A 20,594-nucleotide genomic window follows, 5' to 3' on the forward strand; every position below is an offset into this window, starting at 1 on the left:
AGCCCGGCGGTTCGTCAAGCGCCGTCTCAGCCATGCGTCCCGGACTGGATCGGCGAATCGAGGGTGAACTGGAAGCGCTCGCCATGGAACCAGACGGTGCCGTGCAGCACGGGAGCGCCGGAAGCGGCGTAGTAGGTGTGCTCCGTGTGCAGCAGGGGCGTGCGGGAGGGCACGCCCAGCGCGCGGGCGATGCGCGCCTCCGTGGGAATGCAGCGGACGGTGTTGGTGATGCGCGCCGGCGATTGTCCCATGGCTTCCGTCAGCAGGGATATGATGGCCTTTGTGCTCAGCATGGCGGCCGTCACGTGCTCCGCGACGGGCAGTGGCAGGAAGCGCTGCTCGAAGGCGAAGACCTCGTCATCGAGGAAGCGCAGCCGCTCGATATGCTCCACCGCCTCCCCGACCGGCACGCCCAGGCGCTGGGCGACGGCGGCGGGGGCCGGCACGCGCGTCCGGCTCAGCACCTGGAAGCGCACCGTGCGGCGTGCCGCCCGCATCTCGTCCTCGAAGGCGAGGCTGACATCGTGGTTCAGCCGCTCCGGCGCCACGAAGGTGCCCCGGCCGCGACCCCGCGCCACCAGGCCCATGGAGACGAGCTGCGCCATGGCCTGCCGCACCGTCGGGCGGCTGACGCCGAAATAGGCCATGCATTCCAGCTCGGTCGGCAAGGCATGCCCGACCAGGGCCGCGTGGTCCGCCCGGATCGGGGCGGCCAGGCGCTCGGCCAGCTGCATGTACAGGGGCATCGCGCTCGTGGTGTCGAGCGGCTGCAGGCTTTCCAGTCCGAACGCGCCGGGGGCGTCGCGGCCAGGGAGCGCGCCGGGTGGAGGGTCGGCGCGGCTCACGGTCAGGGACATGGGAACACTCTCCGGACGTTTCCGCGGCATGACCGGCCAGTTTAAACCACGGATGGCGCCCACCGAAGGCCCGCCACCCGCCCTGCCGCTTGACAGGGGCCGCCCCCGAACCGGAATGTAAGGACATTAAGGCGGAGCATCAGAGCTGCGCCTTCCATCCCGGCAGCCCGGCAAGACGAGGCGCATGAGCAACACCCTTCTCACGACCCTCAGCCGCGAGCGCCTGCGCCAGGGTTACGAATCCGGCTTCTGGCAGGACCAGACGATCTACATGATCGCCGCCGCCCGCGCCCGCACCAGCCCGGATGCCCCCGCGATCCGCGACGCCCGCCGCCGCGTGACCATCGGTGCGCTGGTGGCCGCCGCCAACCGCCTGTCGGCCGATCTCCGCGCGGCAGGCCTGCGCCGCGGCCAGCGCGTGGCGGCCTGGCTGCCAAGCCGGGTGGAGGTGGCGGTCGCCCTTCTCGCCTGCTCGCGGGACGGGCTGGTGCTCTGCCCTTCCCTGCACCGCGACCACACGGTTGCCGAGGTGGCGGAGCTGCTGGAGCGCATGCGCGCCGCCGCCCTGATCGCCGAGCCCGGCCACGGCGCCGATGCCGACCGCCACGACATCTTCGCGGCGGCCCGGGGCCTGCCCGCGATCAGGCGCGTGATCCGCCTGGAAAAGGCGTCGGGCGACGGCCTCTGGCCGGAAGAAGGCGCGCCGAACGACGCACCGCCCGTTCCCGATCCGGACGGCGTGGTCTACCTCGCCTTCACCTCGGGCACGACAGGCCGGCCCAAGGGCGTCCTGCACAGCGACAACACCCTGCTCGGCAACGCCCGCGCAATCGTTGCCGACTGGCACCTCGGCGGAGAGGACGTGATCGCCACGCTCTCCCCCCTCTCCCACAATCTCGGCTTCGGCTCGATGGTCATCGCCCTGCTCTGCGGCGCGGAGCTGGTGATCCACGACCTGCCGCGCGGCCGATCCCTGCTCGACCGCCTGGTCGAGACCGACACCAGCTACCTTGTCGGCGTGCCGACCCACGCCATCGATCTGCTGGCCGAGTTGCGTGCGCGCGGAATGACGGCCCTCGGCCGCGTCCGCGGCTTTCGCGTTTCCGGCGCCGCCGTGCCGCGCGCGGTTGTGGCGGGGCTGCTGGAGCACGGCGTCACCCCGCAAAGCGGCTACGGCATGACCGAGGCCTCCTCCCATCACTACACCCTGCCCGGCGACCCCCCGGAGCGCATGGCCGAAACCTCAGGCCGCTGCTGCCCCGGCTATGAGGTGCGCGTCTTCTCCCCGGACAACCCGGAGCAGGCGCTGGCCCCGGGCGAGGTCGGCCAGATCGGCGGGCGCGGCTCCTCCCTGATGCTCGGCTACTTCGACGAGCAGGGCGCAACCGAGGACAGCTTCAACGCCCAGGGCTGGTTCATGACCGGCGATCTCGGCTGGGTGGACGAGGCGGGCTATATCCGCATCACCGGCCGCAAGAAGGACGTGATCATCCGCGGGGGACACAACATCTTTCCCGCGAAGATCGAGACGCTCGCCATGCAGCACCCCGCCGTGCTGCGTGCCGTCGCGCTGCCGGTGCCGGACGAGCGCCTGGGCGAGAAGGTCTGCCTGGCCGTGCAGCTTCGCCCCGGAATGGCGGCGGAGGCGGAGGAGATCCTGCTGCACCTGGACGCCGCCGGCCTCTCGAAATACGACCAGCCCGAATACTTCCTGGCCCTGCCGGAGATACCGCTGACCCCCGGCGGCAAGGTGCTCAAACGGGCTGTCGCCGCCTGGCTCGAGGCCGGCGAGCTTCACCCCCGCCCCGTGCGCCTGCCCGCGCGCGCCTGAGGAGAGGATGCCCATGCAGGCCGCGGTGGTGAGGGAGTTCGGCCCGATCGACAACGTCGCCGTGGAGGAGCGGCCGGACCCTGTGCCCGGCCCGGGCGAGGTGCTGGTGCGCGTCGGCGCCGTGGCCGTGAACTTCGTGGACACGCTGGTCATCGGTGGCACCTACCAGTTCCTGCCAGACCGCCCGTTCACGCCGGGCAAGGGCCCCGCCGGAACGGTCGTGGCGCTCGGCGCGGGCGTGACGGCGCTCGCCGTCGGCGACCGCGTGCTCGCCATGGCGGAGATCGGCGGCTACGCGGAACTGGCCGTGGCGCCCGCGGCCCAGTGTTACCGCCTGCCCGACCGCATGGGCTTCGAGGAGGCGGCGGCCCTGTCGCTCGCCGCCGACACCGCCTGGTTCGGCCTGCGCGAGCGCGGACGCGTGCAGGCCGGCGAAAGCGTGCTGGTGCTCGGCGCGACGGGCGCGGTGGGGATCGCGGCCATCCAGCTCGCCAAGGCCTTCGGCGCGCGGGTGCTGGCGGGCGTGTCCTCGATGGCGAAGGCCGAACTGGTGCGGGAGGCCGGCGCGGAGGCGGTGATCGACCTGTCCCGCGCGAACCTCCGCGACTCCCTGCGCGAGCAGGTGCGGGAGGCAACGGGCGGCGCGGGCGCCGACGTGGTGCTGGACATGCTCGGCGGCGATCCCTTCGACGCCGCGTTGCGTGCACTGGCCTGGCGCGGGCGGCTGGTGGTGATCGGCTTCGCCGCCGGGCGCATCCCCTCGGTCAAGGCGAACTACCTGCTGGTGAAGAACATCGAGGTCTCCGGGTTGCAGATCAGCGATTACCGCAAGCGCATGCCGGAACTGGCACGGCGCTGCTTCGAGGAAATCTTCAGCCTGCACGAGGCCGGGCAGCTGCACGCACCGGCCTACCGCACCTACCCCCTCCCGCGCGCACGCGAGGCACTGGGCGCGCTGCTGGACCGCACGGTGAAGGAACGGATCGTGATGACGGTGCTTGGCGGCTAGTCGAGCGCGCGGCGGATGCGGTGGCCGGGGCGGACGAGTCCGCAGGCGCCTTTGGCTGCATCTCGACAGTGGCAAAGCGGACCTTTCTCCCCTGCGCGGCAACCGCCCTCGCGGGGAATAGGCCTCAGACAGCGCGGGCGAAGCAAACGCCCCGGCGCGACTTCTCGCGGCGGCACCCACCTCCGGGCCGGCGCGGTGCAACCGCTCGGAAAGGCGATCCATGAAGCTTCCGGTACAGCAACGCTACGGCCACAGTGCCCTGCCGCAGCGGCCGACCTATGACTGGCCGGGCGGCAAGCGCCTCGCGCTCCTGGTGTGCAACAACATCGAGCACTTCGCGTTCCGCGCCGGGCTGGGCAGCGACAGCGCCACGGTCGGCGCGCCGCAGAACCAGCGCAACTACGCCTGGCGCGACTACGGCAACCGCGTCGGCCTCTGGTACCTGCTGGACCTGCTCGATGAGCTCGGCCTGCCCTGCGCGCACAACGTGAACACGGCCGCCCTCGACGCCTGCCCGGAGATCGCACCGGCCCTGCTGCGGCGCGGGGACGAGTTCGTCGGGCATGGCCGCACGAACTCGGAGCGCCAGGACGGATTGTGGGAGGAGGACGAGCGCCGCCTCATCGCCGAAAGCGCCGAGGGCATCCGTCGCCACGCCGGCAATGCTCCGAAAGGCTGGATGGGCCCCTGGCTCGCGGAAAGCAACGTCACCCCCGACCTCCTGGTGGAGGAGGGTTTTGAATACGTGATGGAGTGGCCGGCGGACGACCAGCCCTTCTGGATGCGCACCCGCTCCGGCCCGCTTCTCTCCGTTCCCTATTCCATCGAGATCAACGACAGCCCGGTCCAGGTCTACCGGCAGCATTCCGGCCGCGAGTTCGCGGACATGATCACCGACCAGTTCGACGAGCTGCTGCACCAGTCCGCGAAGTACCCGCTGGTATGCAGCATCGTTCTGCATCCTTTCGTGGTCGGGCAGCCCTACCGCCTGCGGCAGCTGCGCCGGGCTCTGGAGCATGTGCTGAAGCAGCGCGACAGGCTTTGGATCACCCGCCCGGCCGAGTTGGCCGCCTTTATCCGCAGCCTGCCGAAGGGCGTGGTGCCCGGGAGCGAGGAGTTGCCCTGAGCCGCGGGCGTGCCGGGATCGGCGGCGGGCCGAGGCGCTCGCACAGCGTCGCCGCCCTGCAGGCTGTGCGGAACAGACCTCGGCTTCGCCGTTCTGGAACCACGTACCCCACGAAGGCGTCGGTGTTTCACGGCGGCTCCGCCAGCAGGATGCGGAGCCCGTCACCGCGCCTTCGGTAAAGGCACTGCCTCATCATCCCGGCGATTTCCGTGGCCGGCCTCACGACCTCCTCGTGCACGCCGTTGACGAAGGCATGCTCGAAAGGGCTGCCGGATCGAGCAGCTCATGCACGGCGTTCGCTCGGGATAAAGGCCGCTCCGCCCCCGGCCCGAAATCAGCCTCGCCTCGTCGGGAAGCGGGCCGCCGAAGCCGTCGTTCGGAAGATCGCCGAGGTCTTGGCCGGGCCGCGTCAGGCCGACGAGAGAACCCAGTTCTCTCTGCAAGCCTTATGGCTGCGCCAAGCTCTCCGACCGTGGCCATGTACGGCGTGCCGTACATGGCGTGAGCGCTTGCCGCGTGGCACTGGCTGAGTTCTGGAAGTGCGGCAGGACGAGGGCGTCTCCCACATCCTGCCCAACATCAGACCTTGCCGATTCACCCGAACGCGCAACCGGAACCAGTGCCCCGATCGCGGGACTCCCGCGATCGCACAGGTGTTCGCGATCAGGAAGACACAGCTGACCGGCGGCGGCCGGTGGGATGGACCACCGTCTTCCGTCGCCTTAATCAATCCTCGGCCGCGGCGCACGCCTGCGCGGATCACACAGGGAGGCCAGAGCCGTTGCAACCCAATCCCCCCGTGCCGTCCGACGATGATCCCGTCGGCTTGTGCTTGGCAGGCGCCATCTCGCCCGAGGTGGCGCTGAGCCGCCTGCTGCTCGGCCACGTCACCGGAGCCGGCATCGCGGCGATGCTGGAGCAGCGGCGCTCCGAGCCGCCGGCGCCACGCTGGCAGGCGCTCGCCGACCTGATCAGGGCGCGGCGCCCGGAACTGGAGCGACTCTCGGCCGAGGTCGTGCGAGCGGGCAGCAATCACGCACGTCCGGCAACCGACCCACTGGCCGGCGCGGCCGAGATCGCCGGCTTCTTCGACCGCGCGGTGGCGAACTCGCCCGAAGCCAGCGTGGCGCTCTACTCGCTGGGCGACCCCGCGATCCTCGCCACCGCCACCGCGGAGATCCTCGACTGGCTCGACGCGCGCGGGTTGCTGCGCGCTGGCGCCGACGTGCTCGACCTGGGCTGCGGCATCGGCCGCCTCTCCGCCGCGCTGGCGCCGCGCGTGCGCTCCGTGCTGGGCCTGGACGTCTCGGAAGGCATGCTGGCCGAGGCGCGGACGCGCTGCGCGCCCTGGCCTCACGTGCATCTGGCGCACACCTCCGGCCAGGACCTCGACGGCCTGGCGGCCAGCAGCCTCGACCTCGTGCTGGCCGTCGACAGCTTTCCCTACATCGTGCGGCTGGGCCCGGCGGTGGTCGCGCGGCACGTCGCGGGCGCCGTGCGGGCGCTTCGGCCAGGCGGCGCGCTGGTGGTGCTGAACCTGTCCTACGGGCGCGATTCGGCGGCCGACGCGGCGGATGCGCGCGCTTGGGCGGCGGCGCACGGCCTGGCCCTGGAAGTGGCGGGCGAGCGGCCTTTCGCGCTGTGGGACGGCACCGCCTACGTGCTGCGCCGCCCCGGCTGAACCAACCGCGCACCGGACGCGATTGCCCAAAAAGAACCGCAACCAGCAAGGACTGCATGACGCGGTCCCGCCTCCTCACGCAGCATCCCCAGGGGCAGCCGCGCTCATGCGTTGCGATCGTTCCCGGGCTGCCCGCGCAAGGATGCGGATGGGCACTGCGGCGGCGCCGGTCAGTTCGGTGGCGCGTGCCCCCGAGAGCCACCCGAGGCTCCCTCGGCCCCGGAGACCCGGCTCAGCCGGGAGCGGCTTCTCTCTCATGCCAGCCTCCCCGCCTGCTCGGAACGCTTCCCAAGGAACAGGCGCAGGCTCCCGGCCGCGCCGCGAAGCCCCTGCCCTACTCCGGCAAGCTCAGGAGCCAGGGGCCCGGCGCGCAGCCCTGCAACGCGGGCGCGCGGTCAGCACTGCCAGGGGGATGGCGAAGAGCAACCCCATCAGCGCAGGCAGAGCCACCAGTGCCGCAAAGCCGCCGGCCAGGCTGAAGCCGGTAAGAATCACGACTCCCGCGGCGGTGTGCCAGCCGAACCGCTGCGCTGCCGCCGCCCAGGTGACCTCCCGCGCTGCCCGGGGCTGCACGGTCCAGCCGGCAAAGCGTCCGCGCGCCAGTTGCAGCAGGGTCAGCGAACGCTCCAGGGCCTCCAGCGTATCGAGCATCAGGCCAAGCACCATCTCCTGCGCCATGCCGCGCAACAGCGCAGCGCGCCGGAAGCGGCCGGGCCGCAACAGCACTTCGCCGTAGCCGGCCAGCTTCGGCAGGTTCGACACGACGAAGCCGAACAGGAGCAGGAGCAGGAGCGCGCCGCGCGGAGTGCCCTCCCCGCCTCCGGTCGCTGCGTTCAGCGCGGCAAGCGGCAGCAAGGCGAAGCGGAGTGGCGCCAGCGCGTAATGCAGGATGGCCTCGAGCATCTGGAAACGGCCCAGCCTGCCGAAGTCCGTCCGGAGCAGCAGGTGACGGTACTGCAGGTTTCCCGCGGCCCAGCGCAGGTCCCGGGCGAAGAGCGCCGGCAGGTCCGGCGGGTGGCGCTCCCAGGAGCCGGCATTCTCCGGCAGCACCCGCACGGCCCAGCCGCCCGCGTGAAGCCGCGCTGATTCAGCGTAGTCGTGGCTGAGGATGTGGGTGCCGTCCGGTAGTGCCGGCAGCCTCGCATCGCGGCGGAAAGCGGCGATGCGGATAAGCGCGTTATGCCCCCAGTAGAGCTGCGAGGGCCCCTGCCACCAGGCCTGCCCCGTGACCCAGGCCCCCGTGCCATGCCGCAGCCCGAGGCCGAAGAGCCGCGCAAACCGCGTTTCCGCGCCGCGGCCGGAGATCGTCGTCTGCAGGATCGCCAGGCCCGGATCAGCCTGCATGGCGCAAACCAGCCGCGCGACGGTTTCCGCCGACATCGTGGAGTCCGCATCGAGCACCAGGGCATGATCGAAGCCGACGGCCTGGTGGTCGAGGAAGTCCATCAGGTTGCCCGCCTTGAACCCGGCATTCTCGACGCGGCACCGGTAGCGCACCGCGCCGGCCGGAAACCGCGCGGCAAGCACGGCGACCGCTTCCGCTTCTGCCTCCGCCGCGCGTCCGGGCGGCGTGTCCGAAAGAATGCCCAGGACGAAGCGGTCGCCATGCCTCGCCCTCAACTCCCGCAGCAAGCGGCCCGAGGGCGGAAGAACCGCATCCATGTCCTCCGACCGCACGCACAGCGCGAGCAGGGTCCGGTCGTGGACCACGGCATCCACCCGCTGCAGCGCCGGAAAGACAAACGCCGAAGGATCGCGCACACAGAGCCGGATGGCGAAACCGGCCAAGCCGGTTGCGGCGGTGAGGCCGAGCCAGGGGGCATTCGCGGCGAGGCTGCCCATCATGAGAGCCTCCCACAGCGTCCAGCCGCCGGCCGCCAGCACATTCCAGCCAAGCACGGCAAGCGCGAGCGCGATCCCGCCAGCCAGGGCCGCAACGACGGCGCGGCGTGCGCCGAACCACTCGGCCGCGGAGGTCGCAACCACCACCGGACGTTCGATCCAGCGAGCCCCCGTGGCCTGGCCACCATCCGCGGAGGAGGCTCCGATCCTTGCGTCCTGGTCTATCAAAGCCCCGTCCTGCCACGCCTGCGGTGACTGCAAGCTTAGAGGCCTGCAACGCACCACAAGCCACCGTTACGTCACGAATGTGTTTGCAAGCACGGCCTGGAGCGCAAGATGCAAACTCGGTCACCATGGGCATATGCTACGTGCGGGGATGGGGGAGCAATGGGCATGCCGGCAGATGGGCGCGTCAGGGGTGAGCCGGCGGACCTGGGGCAGCCCTACGATGCGGTGAGCCGCGCCTTCCACTGGCTCGTGGTCGCGCTGGTGCTGGCCCAGATCACCATCGCTCTCGTGCTACCCGCCGTCCTGCCCAAGTCGGCCGAGGACAGCATCACGGCCTGGCACCTCGCCACCGGCTCGACCATCCTCCTCGTGATGCTGCTGCGTCTCGGCTGGCGGCTGTCCCATCCCATGCCTCCGGCACCGACAGACCTTCCGGCCGCCTTGCGCATACTCGCGCGTGGAACGCACTGGGCCTTCTATGTCGTACTCATCCTTCTGCCCCTGCTCGGCTGGATGGCAGCGAACGCCTATGGCGCGACGCCGCGGCTGCTCGGGCTCCTTCCCTTGCCGAGGCTCCTCGCCCCCGATCAGGCGACCGCGGAGACGATAGGGGGCGTGCACAAGGCCACGGCGACCCTCCTGTTTGTGCTCATCGTGCTGCACGTCTCGGGCGCGCTCTATCATGCGCTGGTCAGGCGGGACGGCGTGATCCGGCGCATGCTCCCCGGATAAGGGCTTGACGACAATCAGGGTGAAGCGACAAGGCCGGCCGCAAGGTCGACGGCCGCGCGGAGGCCGGCCTTCGTTCCACTGCCCCGGATCGCGACGGCGCCGGGCGGTCCGCGCTGCATCGGCGGCGTTCGGCGACGCATCCTCGGCGGCACGGATCGCATCCGGCTTCAAGGTGAGACGGCCAGCCTCTAATCCGGCTTGATGCCGGCCTGCCGGATCAACTGTCCCCACATCTCCGTGTCCTCGGCCAGCAAGCGGCGCAGTGCGGCAGAGTCGCCCGCTTCGGCCGCAACGCCCTGCGCGGCCATGGCAGCCCGCAGGTCGGGATCCTCGGTCGCGGTGCGGAGGGCCTCCGTGAGCCGCGCAACGACCTGTTCAGGCGTACCGACCGGCACGAAGAGGCCCTGCCAGAACACCGCATCGAATCCTGCCAGGGTTTCGGCGACCGCCGGCACATCCGGCAGAAGCGCGAGGCGTGCGGCGGAGGAAACGGCGAGTGGTCGCGTCCTGCCGTCGCGGATCACCGGGATCGCCTCGAGCGCCGCCTGGAACATCGCCTGGATGCGTCCCGCCTGGAGGTCGATGAGCGCCGGTGCGCCACCGCGATAGGGGATATGCACCACCTCCATTCCGGCGCGGCTGCGGAACAGCTCAAGGCAAAGATGGTTGACCGCCCCTGTGCCGGAGCTGCCGAAGTTCACCTTGCCCGGGTTCGCCTTCGCATAGGCGATGAACTCCGCCGTCGTCTGCGCGGGCACGGCGGGATGGACATGCAGCACGAAGGCGCTGCGATAGGCCATGCCAACCGGCAGCAGCTCCTTCAGCGGCTCGCGCGGCGTCAGGCCAGGCTGCAGGGTCGGGTTGATCGCGAGCGATGAAGCCCCCATCAGCGTGACATAGCCGTCCGGCGCGGCACGAGCCACAGCCGTGGAGGCCACGGAGGTCGCGCCACCCACTCGGTTCTCGACCACCAATGGCTGGCCCAGTTCCCTCGACATGCGTGCGGCGATCAACCGTGTCATCACATCCGTCAGGCCGCCCGGAGCGTAGCCCGTCATCATGGTGACCGGCCGGGCAGGCCAGTTCTCCTGCGCGCGGACCATGGCGGGAGCGGCGAGCAGAAGGGAAAGTGCGGTGCGGCGGCCGGCTGGCATGGTGCTTTGTTCCTCCCTGGATGCCAAAGCGATACAGCATCCAGCCCCAGCACTGAACATGGCGGCATGCCGCAGCCGTGCCGGTGGGTCGCGCGGCCAAGCCAAGGACGTCTCCAGGCCGATGAAACAGAACGGCGTGCACCGAGCCCGGGCGAGCACCTTGCTATGGGCAAGTTCCAGCCCGGCATTCAGGATGCTGGCGAGGGCTGCCCGGCGGTGAAACGGTTGGGGTGGGTGACGCGGCGGCGCGAATGCTAATTAAAAAAAAGCGCCACGAAATCCAAACTCTCGCGGCGCCTGATACAGGGGAAATGGCGGAGGGGATGGGATTCGAACCCACGATAGGACTTGACATCCTATAACGGTTTAGCAAACCGCCGCCTTCGGCCACTCGGCCACCCCTCCGCAGGAGTGGAAGTCACACGGCGTTGCAGGCGCCGCTTCTAACCGCCCCTCGCTCCCCCGTCAAACCGTCCCTCCACCGCTTCCAGCAAAAATCCGCATCAGGAAAGCGCCACCTCGAAGCCCCGCTGCACCCCCGGCCGCGCCATCATCCGCTCGTACCAGGCTCCCACGTTCGGCAGGTCGTCGAAGGGCACCAGATGGCGCTCGTGCCGCCAGGCCCAGCCCAGGATCGCGAAGTCGGCGATGCTCGGCTCCCCCCCGGTCGCGACGAAGTCCCGCCCGGCCAGGCGCTTGTCCAGCACCCCGTAAAGCCGCCGCGTCTCCTTGCCGTAGCGCGCCATCCCGTACTCCCTGGCAGGCCCCTCCGGCTGCATCAGGAAATGGTGCACCTGCCCGGGCATGGGCCCGAAGCCGCCCATCTGCCACATCAGCCACTCCATCACCGGCATCCGCTCGCGCAGCCCCCGCGGCATGAACCGCCCCGTCTTCTCCGCCAGGTAGATCAGGATCGCCCCGGACTCGAAAACGCTGATGGGCTGCCCGCCGGGCCCGTCCTCATCCACGATCGCGGGAATCCGGTTGTTCGGGCTGATTGCCAGGAACTCCGGACGGAACTGCTCGTCCTTGCCGATGTTCACCGTCTTCACGGTGTAGGGCAGACCCATCTCCTCCAGCGCCACGCTGATCTTGCGGCCGTTCGGGGTGTTCCAGCTATGCAGGGTGATCATCGGCTTTCTCCTTGCCGCCACCATCGCCGTCCCTGCCCCGGAGGAAAAGGCCAGCCCCCGGAACATCCACGCAGCTTGCCCCATGTAACAGACGCCGCAACCGGCCCACCCTAAGCCCAGCGCGAAGCACCCAGCAGGAACACCCATCCATGGCCGAACCCGGCCCCCTCGACTGCCTGATCATCGGCGCCGGCCCGGCCGGCCTCACCGCCGCCCTCTACCTGGCCCGCTTCAACCGCCGCATCGCCGTGCTGGACGGCCGGGAAAGCCGCGCCGCCTGGATTCCCACCACCCACAACTTTCCCCTCTTCGCCGAGGGAATCGCCGGCCCCGCCCTCCTGGACCGCCAGCGGGAGAACCTCGCGCAGTACGGCATCACCCCCCGCCACGCCCGCGTCACCGCCCTTCACCGCAAGGACGGCGGCTTCGAGGCCGTGCTGGAGGATGATCCCACCCCCCTCCGCGCCCGCCGCATCCTGCTGGCCACCGGCGCCGTGGACGTGGAGCCCGCCCTGCCCGACCACCCGGACGCCCTGAAGCGCGGCCTCATCCGCTACTGCCCGATCTGCGACGGCTTCGAGGCCCGCGGCAAGCGCGTCGCCGTCCTCGGCCACGGCGCCCGCGGCCTCGGCGAGGCCGTCTTCCTGGCCCGCTCCTACACGAAGGACGTCACCCTCCTCACCCTCGGCCAGGCCCTCTCCGAGGAGGACGAAGCCCGCGCCCGCGAGCACGGCATCCAGCTTCTCACCGCGCCCATCGAGGCCCTGGAGGTGGAAGGCGACCGCATCGCCGCCATCCGCGCCGGCGGCGCCGAGCACCGTTTCGAAACCCTCTACTCGGCGCTCGGCCTCAAGGTCCGCTCCGACCTCGCCCTCGCCCTCGGCGCCGGGCACGACGAGGCCGGCGCCCTCATCGTGGACGATCACAACCGCACCACCATCCCCGGCCTCTACGCGGCCGGGGACGTGGTGCGCGGCCTCAACCAGGTCGTCGTGGCCATGGGCCATGCCGCGGTCGCCGCCACCGACATCCACAACCACTGCGAACTGCCCACGGAGGACGAGCCGGGCGGTCCCGGCCGCCCCGTCAGGCGTCCAGCTTCGCCTTGAGCACCTCGTTCACCAGGGCCGGGTTCCCCTGCCCCTTCATCGCCTTCATCACCTGGCCCACGAACCACCCGAACAGGGTCGGCTTCTCCCGGTACTGCGCGATCTTGTCGGGATTGGCCGCCAGGATCGCGTCCACCGCCGCCTCGATGGCGCCGGTATCCGTCACCTGCCGCAGACCGCGCTCCTCGACGATGGTGCCGGGCGCCTTGCCCGTCTCGCCCATCGCCTCCAGCACCTCCTTGGCCATCTTCCCCGACAGAGTCCGGTCGGAAATCAGGTCCAGCAGCGCGCCCAGGTGCTTCGCCGAAACCGGGCTGTCCTCGATCCCCTTCCCCATGCGGTTCAGCATGGCGAAGAAGTCCCCCATCACCCAGTTCGCGGCCACCTTCGGATCGCGCCCTGCCGCCACCTCCTCGTAGAAGGCCGCCGTCTCCTTCTCCGCCACCAGCACCGAGGCGTCATAGGCGGAGAGCCCGAACTCGTTGACGTAGCGCGCCCGCCGCGCATCCGGCAGCTCCGGCAACCCCGCCCGCAGCTCCTCGATCCAGGCGGGATCGATCACCAGCGGCGGCAGGTCCGGATCGGGGAAGTACCGGTAGTCATGCGCGTCCTCCTTGGACCGCATGGAGCGCGTCTCCCCGCGCACCGTGTCGAACAGCCGCGTCTCCTGCTCCACCGTGCCGCCGGACTCCCAGACCTCGACCTGGCGCCGCGCCTCCGCCTCCACCGCCTGCATCACGAAGCGGATCGAGTTGACGTTCTTCACCTCGCAGCGCGTCCGGAACTCCTCGCCGCTCTTGCGCACGGAAACGTTCACGTCCGCGCGCAGCGAACCCTCCTCCATGTTCCCGTCGCAGGTCCCGAGATAACGCAGGATCTGCCGGAGCTTCGTCAGGTAGGCCCCCGCCTCCTCCGGCGAGCGCATGTCCGGCTCCGACACGATCTCCATCAGCGCCACGCCCGAGCGGTTGAGATCGATATACGACTTGGACGGATGCTGGTCGTGCAGCGACTTCCCCGCATCCTGTTCGAGGTGCAGCCGCGTGATCCCGATCTCCTTCACGCTCCCGTCCGACAGCTCCACCGGGATCACCCCCGTGCCCACGATCGGATGCGCGAACTGGCTGATCTGGTATCCCTGCGGCAGGTCCGCATAGAAGTAGTTCTTCCGGTCAAACCGCGACCACGGGTTCACCTGGGCATTCAGCCCCAGCCCCGTGCGAACCGCCTGCGCCACGCATTCCCGGTTGATCACCGGCAGCATGCCCGGAAACCCCGCATCCACGAAGCTCACCTGGCTGTTCGGCTCCGCCCCGAACTCGGTGGCGGCGCCGCTGAACAGCTTGGCCCGGCTGGTCACCTGGGCATGCACCTCCAGCCCGACCACCAGCTCCCAGGGGCCCGTCTCGCCCTCGATGGTAAAGCTCATGCGAAAGCCCTCACCTGCGGCAGCGCGGTCAGCTTCGCCGCGTGCTCGATCGCCGTCCCCACCGCGAACACCGTTTCCTCGTCGAAGTCCCGCCCCAGCACCTGCAACCCAAGGGGCAACCCCTGCCGGTCGAACCCCGCCGGCACGGCCAGCCCCGGTATGCCCGCCAGGTTGGCCGTCACCGTGAACACGTCGTTCAGGTACATCGCCACCGGATCGTCCTGCTTCTCCCCCGCCGCAAATGCCGCGGATGGCGTCGCCGGCGTCACGATCGCATCCACATCGCGGAACGCCTCGTCGAAGTCCCGCTTGATCAGCGCCCGCACCCGCTGCGCGCGCACATAATAGGCATCGTAGTACCCGGCACTCAGCACATAGGTGCCGATCATGATCCGCCGCTTCACCTCGGCGCCGAACCCCGCCGCCCGCGTGCGCTCGTACAGGTCCTTCAGGTCCGCGCCATCCACCCGCTGCCCGAACCGCACGCCGTCATACCGCGCGAGGTTCGAGGACGCCTCCGCCGGCGCCACGATGTAATAGGTCGGCAGCGCGTACTTCGTGTGCGGCAGCGAGATATCGACGATCTCCGCACCCTCCGCCCGCAGCCAGTCCAACCCCTGGCTCCACAGCGCCTCGATCTCGTCCGGCATCCCCTCCAGCCGGTATTCCCGGGGAACCCCGATCCGCAGCCCCTTCACGCCCCGCGCGCAGGCCGCCGCGAAATCCGGCACGGCCACCTTCGCGCTCGTTGCATCGCGCGGATCATGCCCCGCCATGCTCTCCAGCAGGAGCGCGCAATCCTCCACCGTCCGTGCCACCGGCCCCGGCGTGTCCAGCGAGGAGGCGAAGGCCACCACCCCGAAGCGCGAGCACCGCCCATAGGTCGGCTTCATCCCGGCAATGCCGCAGAAGGCCGCCGGCTGCCGGATGGACCCGCCCGTGTCCGTCGCCGTCGCCCCCATCGCCAGCCGCGCCGCGACCGCCGCCGCCGACCCGCCGGAGGACCCACCCGGCACCAGCCGCGTCCCGTCGTCGTTCCCCCGCTTCCACGGGTTCTCCACCTCGCCGAAGGCCGAGGTCGCGTTGGACGACCCCATCGCGAACTCGTCGAGGTTCGCCTTGCCCAGGAACACCGCCCCGTCCCGCAGCAGGTTGGCGGTCACGGTGCTCTCATAGGGCGGCACGAACTCGCCGAGGATCCGGCTCGCAGCCGTGGTCCTCACCCCCTCCGTGCAGAACAGGTCCTTGATCGCCAGCGGCACGCCCTCGAGCCTGCCGGCGATCCCATTGGCCCGCCGCGCGTCGGACGCCCGCGCCGCCTCCATCGCCCGCTCCGCCGTCACGGTGACAAAGACGTTCAACCGCGGGTTCAGCGCCGCGATCGCCTCCAGATGCGCCGCCGTCAGCGCCTCGGAGGAAACGATCCCCTCGGACAGCGCCTCGAGCGCGCCGCGGATGGTGAAATCGGTCGGATGCATCACTCAACCACCTTCGGAACGGCAAAAAAGGCACCCGCGCGGTCCGGCGCATTGCCCAGCACCGCCTCCGCCCGCCCGCCATCGGTCACGACGTCCTCGCGCATCGGCATCGCCGTTCCTCCCCCGCCGGAGAGCGGCTCCACCCCCGAGACATCCACCGCCTGCAACTGCTCGATCCAGCCGAGGATGCCGTTCAGCTCCGCCTGCAACCGCGCATCCTCCCCCTCCTCCAGGTGCAGCCGGGCGAGGGAGGCCACGCGCCTCACGGTCTTCAGGTCGAGCGACATGGTCGGGCGAAATCCCAGGTTTGTCCGGACGCGGCCAGGAAGCCGCCGCGCCCGCCCAAGTCAAGCCCGCCGGACGCCGCCTTGGAACTGGAAACCACAGGTCCCGTCCGCGCACGCGGAGCCCCGCCCATTCCGCTATATTACGCCTGACAGAACACCTACTCAGGCCCGCCCATGCCGAACCGACGATCCCGGCCCAACCGCAGGCAACCCGCCAACCACCGCGCGGCGGCGCTGATCGCCTTGCAGCCGGACCGGATCGACTGGATCGACACCGTCAAAGGCATCGTCCTGCTGGTCATCTGCCACTCCACCCACAGCACGATCCAGGGCCTGATCTACCTCTACCACATGCCCCTCTTCTTCGTGGCCGCTGGCATGCTCTTCCGCCCGGCCCCACCCCCGCCTATGTGCTGAGGCGGGCGCGCAGCCTGCTGGTCCCCTACACCACCTTTCTCGTGGCCCTGAGCCTGTTCGAGGTCCTCCTCCAGGTGCCATCCCGCCTTCACCCGCGTCCTCGTTCCCCTTCGGGCAGGCCTCCCTCGCCATCCTCTTCCTGCACCGCTTCTTCGTGCTTCGCCTGCTGAACAAGCTGCCCGTGCCGGCGGTGGTGGCCATCGCCACCACCCCTCCCTTTCGCGCCTGGCTGATCCTCCACCGTCTCAGCCCCCTGGGCCGCTTCCTCTTTCCCGGAGATCAGCCACCCCCGCAGCGCCGCGCCGCCTTCGCCTGATCCCCATCGCCAGAGGCGACCGGCCGAGGCAAGCGAACCGGCCGCGCCGCTCCCGGCCACGCACCCCTGCGCCATCCGCGCTACAAGGCACCGGCCATGCCCATCACCCCCCTCCCCGCCCTGCGCGCCGCCCTCCCCCGCCACGCCCGCCTGATCGGACTGGACCCCGGCCGGGTGACCATCGGGATCGCCCTCTCCGACGTCCTGCTGATGCTCGCCTCTCCCTACGCCGCCCTCCCCCGTGCCAAGCTCGCTCCCAACGCCGCCGAGATCCGCCGCATCGCCGAAAAGGAGGGCGCCGCCGGCCTCGTCTGCGGCCTTCCCCTGAACATGGACGGCTCCTTCGGCCCCGCCGCCCAGGCCGCCAAGGACTGGGCCATGGCCATCTCCGACGCCACCCAGCTCCCCGTCGCGCTCTGGGACGAACGCCTCTCCTCCTCGGCGGTGAACCGCATGATGATCGAGGCCGACCTCAGCCGGGCGAAGCGCGCCAGGGCCGTGGACGCCGCCGCCGCCGCCTACATGCTCCAGGCCGCGCTGGACGCCACCCGCCCCCCGCCGGATGCCCTCTCCATGTAGCGCGCGCGCGGGTCATACCCCCGCAGCAGCGCCTCCAGCGCCGGGTCCGCCACCGCCCGGAAGCCCTGCCGCCGCCAGAACGCCTCCGTGCCCCCCACCGCCACCAGGGCCAGCGGCAGCCCGCCGGCCAGGCCGGCCACGCGCCGCACCGCCTCCCGCCCGGCCCCGAGCCCCCGTGCCCCCGGCAGCAGGGCCAGGTCGTGCAGCAGCATCGCTCCAGGCCCGGCGGGCAGCGCCCCCAGCAGCGTGTCCAGCGCGGGCGGCGCCGCGCGCACCCAGGGATGCGCCACCGCGTAGCCCAGCACCGCCCCATCCCCCTCCAGCACCAGGCACCCCGCCGGAAACAGCCGCAGCCGTTCCGCGAACACCGCGTCCGACTCGGGATAGGCCGGGTGAACCACCGCCGCCACCGCCGAAACCGCGCCCAGGTCCCCCGCCGCCATGGGCCGCCACCCAACCATCTTCCCCGCCACTCCGGCCTCCCCTAAACAACACCAACCGGCCCACGCCTTCCTTCGGCCCCGCAGCCCCGAGGTCCCATGCCCCTCTACCCGCACCGGCACCTCCTCGCGCTGCAAGGGCTGGAACCTCCCTACATCGCCGAGCTCCTGGACCTCGCGGAGTCCTACGCGCTCCTCAACCGCGGCGGCAAAGCCCAGCGCGACCTGCTGCGCGGCCGCACCCTGATCAACCTCTTCTTCGAGGACAGCACCCGCACCCGCACGAGCTTCGAGCTGGCCGGCAAGCGCCTGGGCGCCGACGTCATCAACATGTCCGTCAGCACGAGCAGCGTGAACAAGGGCGAAACCCTGCTGGACACCGCCGCGACGCTGAACGCCATGCAGACGGACCTCCTGGTGATCCGCCATTCCCAGTCCGGCGCCCCGGCCCTGCTCTCGCAGAAGGTGGATGCCGGCGTCATCAACGCCGGCGACGGCACCCACGAGCACCCGACCCAGGCCCTGCTCGATGCCCTCACCATCCGCCGCCGCAAGGGCACGCTGGAGAACCTCACCGTCGCCATCTGCGGCGACGTGCTGCACTCCCGCGTCGCGCGCTCCAACATCCACCTGCTGCTCGCCATGAACTGCCGCGTCCGCATCGTCGGCCCGCCCACCCTCATCCCCGCCGAGGCCGAGGCGCTGGGCGTCGAGGTCTTCCACGACATGCGCGCCGGCCTGAAGGATGCCGACGTCGTCATGATGCTCCGCCTGCAAAAGGAACGGATGCAGGGCGGCCTCGTCCCCTCGGCCCGCGAGTTCTTCCGCTTCTACGGCCTCGACGCCGCCAAGCTGCGCCACGCCAAGCCCGACGCCATCGTCATGCACCCCGGCCCCATGAACCGCGGCGTGGAGATCGACAGCGCCGTCGCCGACGACCCCGCCCGCTCCGTGATCGGGGAGCAGGTCGAGATGGGCGTCGCCGTCCGCATGGCCGTGCTCGACGTCCTTTCCCAGAACCAGCGGCGGAACGCCCGATGAGCCCCGCTCCCCAGACCGTCCTCCGCGCCCGCCTGGTCTGCCCCGCGACCGGCCGCGACGCACCCGGCAGCCTCCTCATCCAGGCCGGCCGCATCGCCTCCGTCAGCGGCCCCAACGAGCCCGCGCCCGAGGGCGCCACGGTGATCGACAAGCAGGGCCTGGACGGCCAGGGCGCCATCCTCGCCCCCGGCCTCATCGACCTCCGCGCCTCCCTCGGCGAGCCCGGCCACGAGCACCGCGAAACCATCGAGACCGCGGCCGAAGCGGCGGCCGCCGGCGGCATCACCACCCTCTGCGCCCTGCCCGACAGCACCCCCGCGCTGGACGACCCCGCCCTGGTCGGCTTCATCCTCCGCCGCGGCGAATCCACCGGCAGCCTCTCCATCCTCCCCTACGGCGCCGCCACCCGCGGCTGCGAGGGCGCGGACCTCACCGAGTTCGGCCTCCTGCGCGAGGCCGGCGCCATCGCCTTCACCGACGGGGCGCGGGCCATCGCAAGCGCCCGCACCATGCGCCTCGCCCTGTCCTACGCCCGCGCCTTCGGCAGCTTCATCGTCCAGCACCCCGAGGAACCCTCCCTCGCCCGCAACGCCAGCGCCACCGAGGGCGAGATGGCGACCCGCATGGGCCTCCCCTCCAGTCCCGCCGCCGCGGAAGCCATGATGGTCGCGCGCGACATCGCCCTCGCGCGCCTGACCAGAGGCCACGTCCACTTCGCCCATGTCTCCACCGCGGCCGCGCTGGACCTCATCCGGGCCGCGAAGCAGGAAGGCCTCGGCGTCACCTGCGACACCGCGCCGCCCTATTTCGACCTGAACGAAACCGCCATCGGCGACTTCCGCACCTACGCCAAGCTGTCCCCGCCCCTCCGGCGGGAGGAGGACCGCCGCGCCGTGGTGGCGGCGCTCGCCGACGGCACGATCGACGCCATCGCCTCCGACCACCAGCCGCGCGACGCCGACGACAAGCGCGTCCCCTTCGCCCAGGCCGAGCCCGGCGGCGCCGGCCTCGCCACCCTGCTCGGCATCACCCTGGCCCGCCACCACGCCGGCGACCTGCCGCTGCTGCGCGCCCTCGAACTCCTCACCGCCGCCCCCGCGGAACTGCTCGGCCTGGAAAGCGGCCGCCTCGCCCGCGGCGCCCCCGCCGACCTCGTCCTGATCGACCTGGACCGCGCCTGGAAGGTCGAGGCCGGCCGCCTGCCCGGAAAGGCCCAGAACTCCCCCTTCGACGGCCGCGCGCTCGAGGGCCGCGTGCTCGGCACCTGGAAGGCCGGCCAAAGGGTCTTCGGATGAACGATCCCACCACCGCCCTCCTCTCCGCCGCCATCGGCTTCCTGCTGGGTTCGGTTCCCTTCGGCCTTCTTCTCACCCGCGCCGCCGGGCTGGGCGACATCCGCGCCATCGGCTCCGGCAACATCGGCGCCACCAACGTCCTGCGCACCGGCAACAAGAAGCTCGCCGCCGCCACCCTCGCGCTCGATTTCGGGAAGGGCGCGGCCGCCATCTGGATCGCCCGCGCCCTGCTCGGCCCTGAGGCAGCGGGCATCGCCGCCGTCGCCGCCGTGCTCGGCCACTGCCATCCGCCCTGGCTCGGCTTCCGCGGCGGCAAGGGCGTGGCCACCGCCCTCGGCGTCTTCCTCGGCCTCGCCTGGCCGGTCTTCGTCGCCGCCGCCCTCACCTGGCTCGCCATGGCGAAGCTGGTGAAGATCTCCTCCGCCAGCGCCCTCGCCGGCCTGGCCGTGGCGACGGCCGTCGCGGCCGCCTGGGGCGGCTGGCCCCTCTTCTGGCCGGTGGCCCTGATCACCGCCTATGTCTACGCCCGCCACCACGCCAACATCCGCCGGCTTCTCGCCGGCACGGAACCCCGGATCGGCGAGGGGAAGTGATGTGCCGCAGGTGATCC

At 71.0% G+C, this 20,594-nt stretch carries 20 protein-coding genes and 1 tRNA gene; 12 read left to right on the top strand and 9 right to left on the bottom strand.

Annotated elements, in window-relative coordinates:
• Positions 1-26: 26 nt before the first annotated feature.
• A complete protein-coding gene (locus ACFFIC_RS23640; RefSeq protein WP_377054992.1) occupies positions 27-857 on the bottom strand; it encodes a GntR family transcriptional regulator in 831 nt (276 codons plus the stop codon).
• A 184-nt stretch (positions 858-1,041) separates the two neighbouring features.
• Between ACFFIC_RS23640 and ACFFIC_RS23645 the strand changes: the two genes are divergently transcribed.
• The 4 genes from ACFFIC_RS23645 (at position 1,042) to ACFFIC_RS23660 (ending at position 6,504) form a co-directional block, all read left to right on the top strand.
• Entirely contained in the window at positions 1,042-2,688 is a 1,647-nt protein-coding gene (locus ACFFIC_RS23645; RefSeq protein ID WP_377054994.1) for a class I adenylate-forming enzyme family protein, read from the top strand.
• Between the two features lie 13 nt (positions 2,689-2,701).
• Positions 2,702-3,697, top strand: a complete 996-nt coding sequence (locus ACFFIC_RS23650; protein ID WP_377054996.1) for an NADPH:quinone oxidoreductase family protein — start codon at positions 2,702-2,704, stop codon at positions 3,695-3,697.
• Positions 3,698-3,917: 220 nt separating this feature from the next.
• Positions 3,918-4,823 carry a polysaccharide deacetylase family protein gene (locus ACFFIC_RS23655; RefSeq protein ID WP_377054998.1) on the top strand — a complete coding sequence of 302 codons (906 nt, stop codon included), beginning with the start codon at positions 3,918-3,920 and terminating at the stop codon, positions 4,821-4,823.
• A gap of 781 nt (positions 4,824-5,604) precedes the next feature.
• On the top strand, positions 5,605-6,504 hold the full coding sequence (locus tag ACFFIC_RS23660) for a class I SAM-dependent DNA methyltransferase (RefSeq protein WP_377055000.1): 900 nt from the start codon (positions 5,605-5,607) through the stop codon (positions 6,502-6,504).
• Between the two features lie 348 nt (positions 6,505-6,852).
• Here the strand turns inward: ACFFIC_RS23660 and mdoH are convergent, their stop codons facing one another.
• The gene (mdoH, locus tag ACFFIC_RS23665) at positions 6,853-8,490 is read right to left on the bottom strand and encodes a glucans biosynthesis glucosyltransferase MdoH (RefSeq protein ID WP_377055002.1); all 1,638 of its coding nucleotides are present in this window, start codon (positions 8,488-8,490) and stop codon (positions 6,853-6,855) included.
• Between the two features lie 249 nt (positions 8,491-8,739).
• On the opposite strand from mdoH, the gene ACFFIC_RS23670 reads away from it, so the two are divergent.
• Entirely contained in the window at positions 8,740-9,306 is a 567-nt protein-coding gene (locus ACFFIC_RS23670) for a cytochrome b (RefSeq protein WP_377055004.1), read from the top strand.
• 188 nt (positions 9,307-9,494) lie between these two features.
• Here the strand turns inward: ACFFIC_RS23670 and ACFFIC_RS23675 are convergent, their stop codons facing one another.
• The 3 genes from ACFFIC_RS23675 to ACFFIC_RS23685 form a co-directional block, all read right to left on the bottom strand.
• Complete coding sequence (locus ACFFIC_RS23675; protein WP_377055006.1) at positions 9,495-10,460, bottom strand: Bug family tripartite tricarboxylate transporter substrate binding protein; 966 nt, start codon at positions 10,458-10,460, stop codon at positions 9,495-9,497.
• Between the two features lie 312 nt (positions 10,461-10,772).
• Positions 10,773-10,865 (bottom strand) — tRNA-Ser (locus ACFFIC_RS23680).
• 98 nt (positions 10,866-10,963) lie between these two features.
• Complete coding sequence (locus tag ACFFIC_RS23685; RefSeq protein WP_377055008.1) at positions 10,964-11,593, bottom strand: glutathione S-transferase family protein; 630 nt, start codon at positions 11,591-11,593, stop codon at positions 10,964-10,966.
• A 149-nt stretch (positions 11,594-11,742) separates the two neighbouring features.
• Between ACFFIC_RS23685 and ACFFIC_RS23690 the strand changes: the two genes are divergently transcribed.
• Positions 11,743-12,702, top strand: coding sequence for an NAD(P)/FAD-dependent oxidoreductase (locus tag ACFFIC_RS23690; RefSeq protein ID WP_377055010.1), 960 nt, complete (start codon positions 11,743-11,745; stop codon positions 12,700-12,702).
• On the opposite strand, the gene gatB is transcribed toward ACFFIC_RS23690, so the two are convergent.
• From gatB to gatC, 3 genes are read right to left on the bottom strand one after another with little or no spacing between them, the layout of a single operon-like run.
• Positions 12,680-14,131 (bottom strand): Asp-tRNA(Asn)/Glu-tRNA(Gln) amidotransferase subunit GatB, encoded by a 1,452-nt coding sequence (gene gatB / locus ACFFIC_RS23695; protein ID WP_377055012.1) that lies wholly within the window; start codon positions 14,129-14,131, stop codon positions 12,680-12,682. The genes ACFFIC_RS23690 and gatB overlap by 23 nt on opposite strands.
• A complete protein-coding gene (gatA, locus tag ACFFIC_RS23700; RefSeq protein ID WP_377055014.1) occupies positions 14,128-15,609 on the bottom strand; it encodes an Asp-tRNA(Asn)/Glu-tRNA(Gln) amidotransferase subunit GatA in 1,482 nt (493 codons plus the stop codon). Before gatA ends, gatB begins: the two co-directional genes overlap by 4 nt.
• Positions 15,609-15,896, bottom strand: coding sequence for an Asp-tRNA(Asn)/Glu-tRNA(Gln) amidotransferase subunit GatC (gene gatC / locus ACFFIC_RS23705; RefSeq protein ID WP_377055016.1), 288 nt, complete (start codon positions 15,894-15,896; stop codon positions 15,609-15,611). The genes gatA and gatC overlap by 1 nt, the downstream gene beginning before the upstream one ends.
• 174 nt (positions 15,897-16,070) lie before the next feature.
• On the opposite strand from gatC, the gene ACFFIC_RS23710 reads away from it, so the two are divergent.
• The 3 genes from ACFFIC_RS23710 (at position 16,071) to ruvX (ending at position 17,208) form a co-directional block, all read left to right on the top strand.
• On the top strand, positions 16,071-16,313 hold the full coding sequence (locus ACFFIC_RS23710) for a hypothetical protein (protein WP_377055019.1): 243 nt from the start codon (positions 16,071-16,073) through the stop codon (positions 16,311-16,313).
• 154 nt (positions 16,314-16,467) lie between these two features.
• Complete coding sequence (locus ACFFIC_RS23715; protein WP_377055021.1) at positions 16,468-16,629, top strand: hypothetical protein; 162 nt, start codon at positions 16,468-16,470, stop codon at positions 16,627-16,629.
• Between the two features lie 96 nt (positions 16,630-16,725).
• The gene (gene ruvX, locus ACFFIC_RS23720) at positions 16,726-17,208 is read left to right on the top strand and encodes a Holliday junction resolvase RuvX (protein WP_377055023.1); all 483 of its coding nucleotides are present in this window, start codon (positions 16,726-16,728) and stop codon (positions 17,206-17,208) included.
• Here the strand turns inward: ruvX and ACFFIC_RS23725 are convergent.
• The gene (locus ACFFIC_RS23725) at positions 17,148-17,681 is read right to left on the bottom strand and encodes a GNAT family N-acetyltransferase (RefSeq protein ID WP_377055025.1); all 534 of its coding nucleotides are present in this window, start codon (positions 17,679-17,681) and stop codon (positions 17,148-17,150) included. The two genes, ruvX and ACFFIC_RS23725, sit on opposite strands and share 61 nt — an antisense overlap.
• 66 nt (positions 17,682-17,747) lie before the next feature.
• Between ACFFIC_RS23725 and ACFFIC_RS23730 the strand changes: the two genes are divergently transcribed.
• Genes ACFFIC_RS23730 through plsY form a run of 3 tightly spaced genes read left to right on the top strand, consistent with a single transcriptional unit; the run spans position 17,748 to position 20,577 of the window.
• Complete coding sequence (locus ACFFIC_RS23730) at positions 17,748-18,689, top strand: aspartate carbamoyltransferase catalytic subunit (protein ID WP_377055027.1); 942 nt, start codon at positions 17,748-17,750, stop codon at positions 18,687-18,689.
• Entirely contained in the window at positions 18,686-19,984 is a 1,299-nt protein-coding gene (locus tag ACFFIC_RS23735) for a dihydroorotase (RefSeq protein WP_377055029.1), read from the top strand. The genes ACFFIC_RS23730 and ACFFIC_RS23735 overlap by 4 nt, the downstream gene beginning before the upstream one ends.
• Positions 19,981-20,577 carry a glycerol-3-phosphate 1-O-acyltransferase PlsY gene (plsY, locus tag ACFFIC_RS23740; protein ID WP_377055031.1) on the top strand — a complete coding sequence of 199 codons (597 nt, stop codon included), beginning with the start codon at positions 19,981-19,983 and terminating at the stop codon, positions 20,575-20,577. Before ACFFIC_RS23735 ends, plsY begins: the two co-directional genes overlap by 4 nt.
• Positions 20,578-20,594 lie beyond the last annotated feature (17 nt).

This window comes from Muricoccus vinaceus (genome assembly GCF_042433125.1).
Lineage (GTDB): Bacteria > Pseudomonadota > Alphaproteobacteria > Acetobacterales > Acetobacteraceae > Roseomonas > Roseomonas vinacea.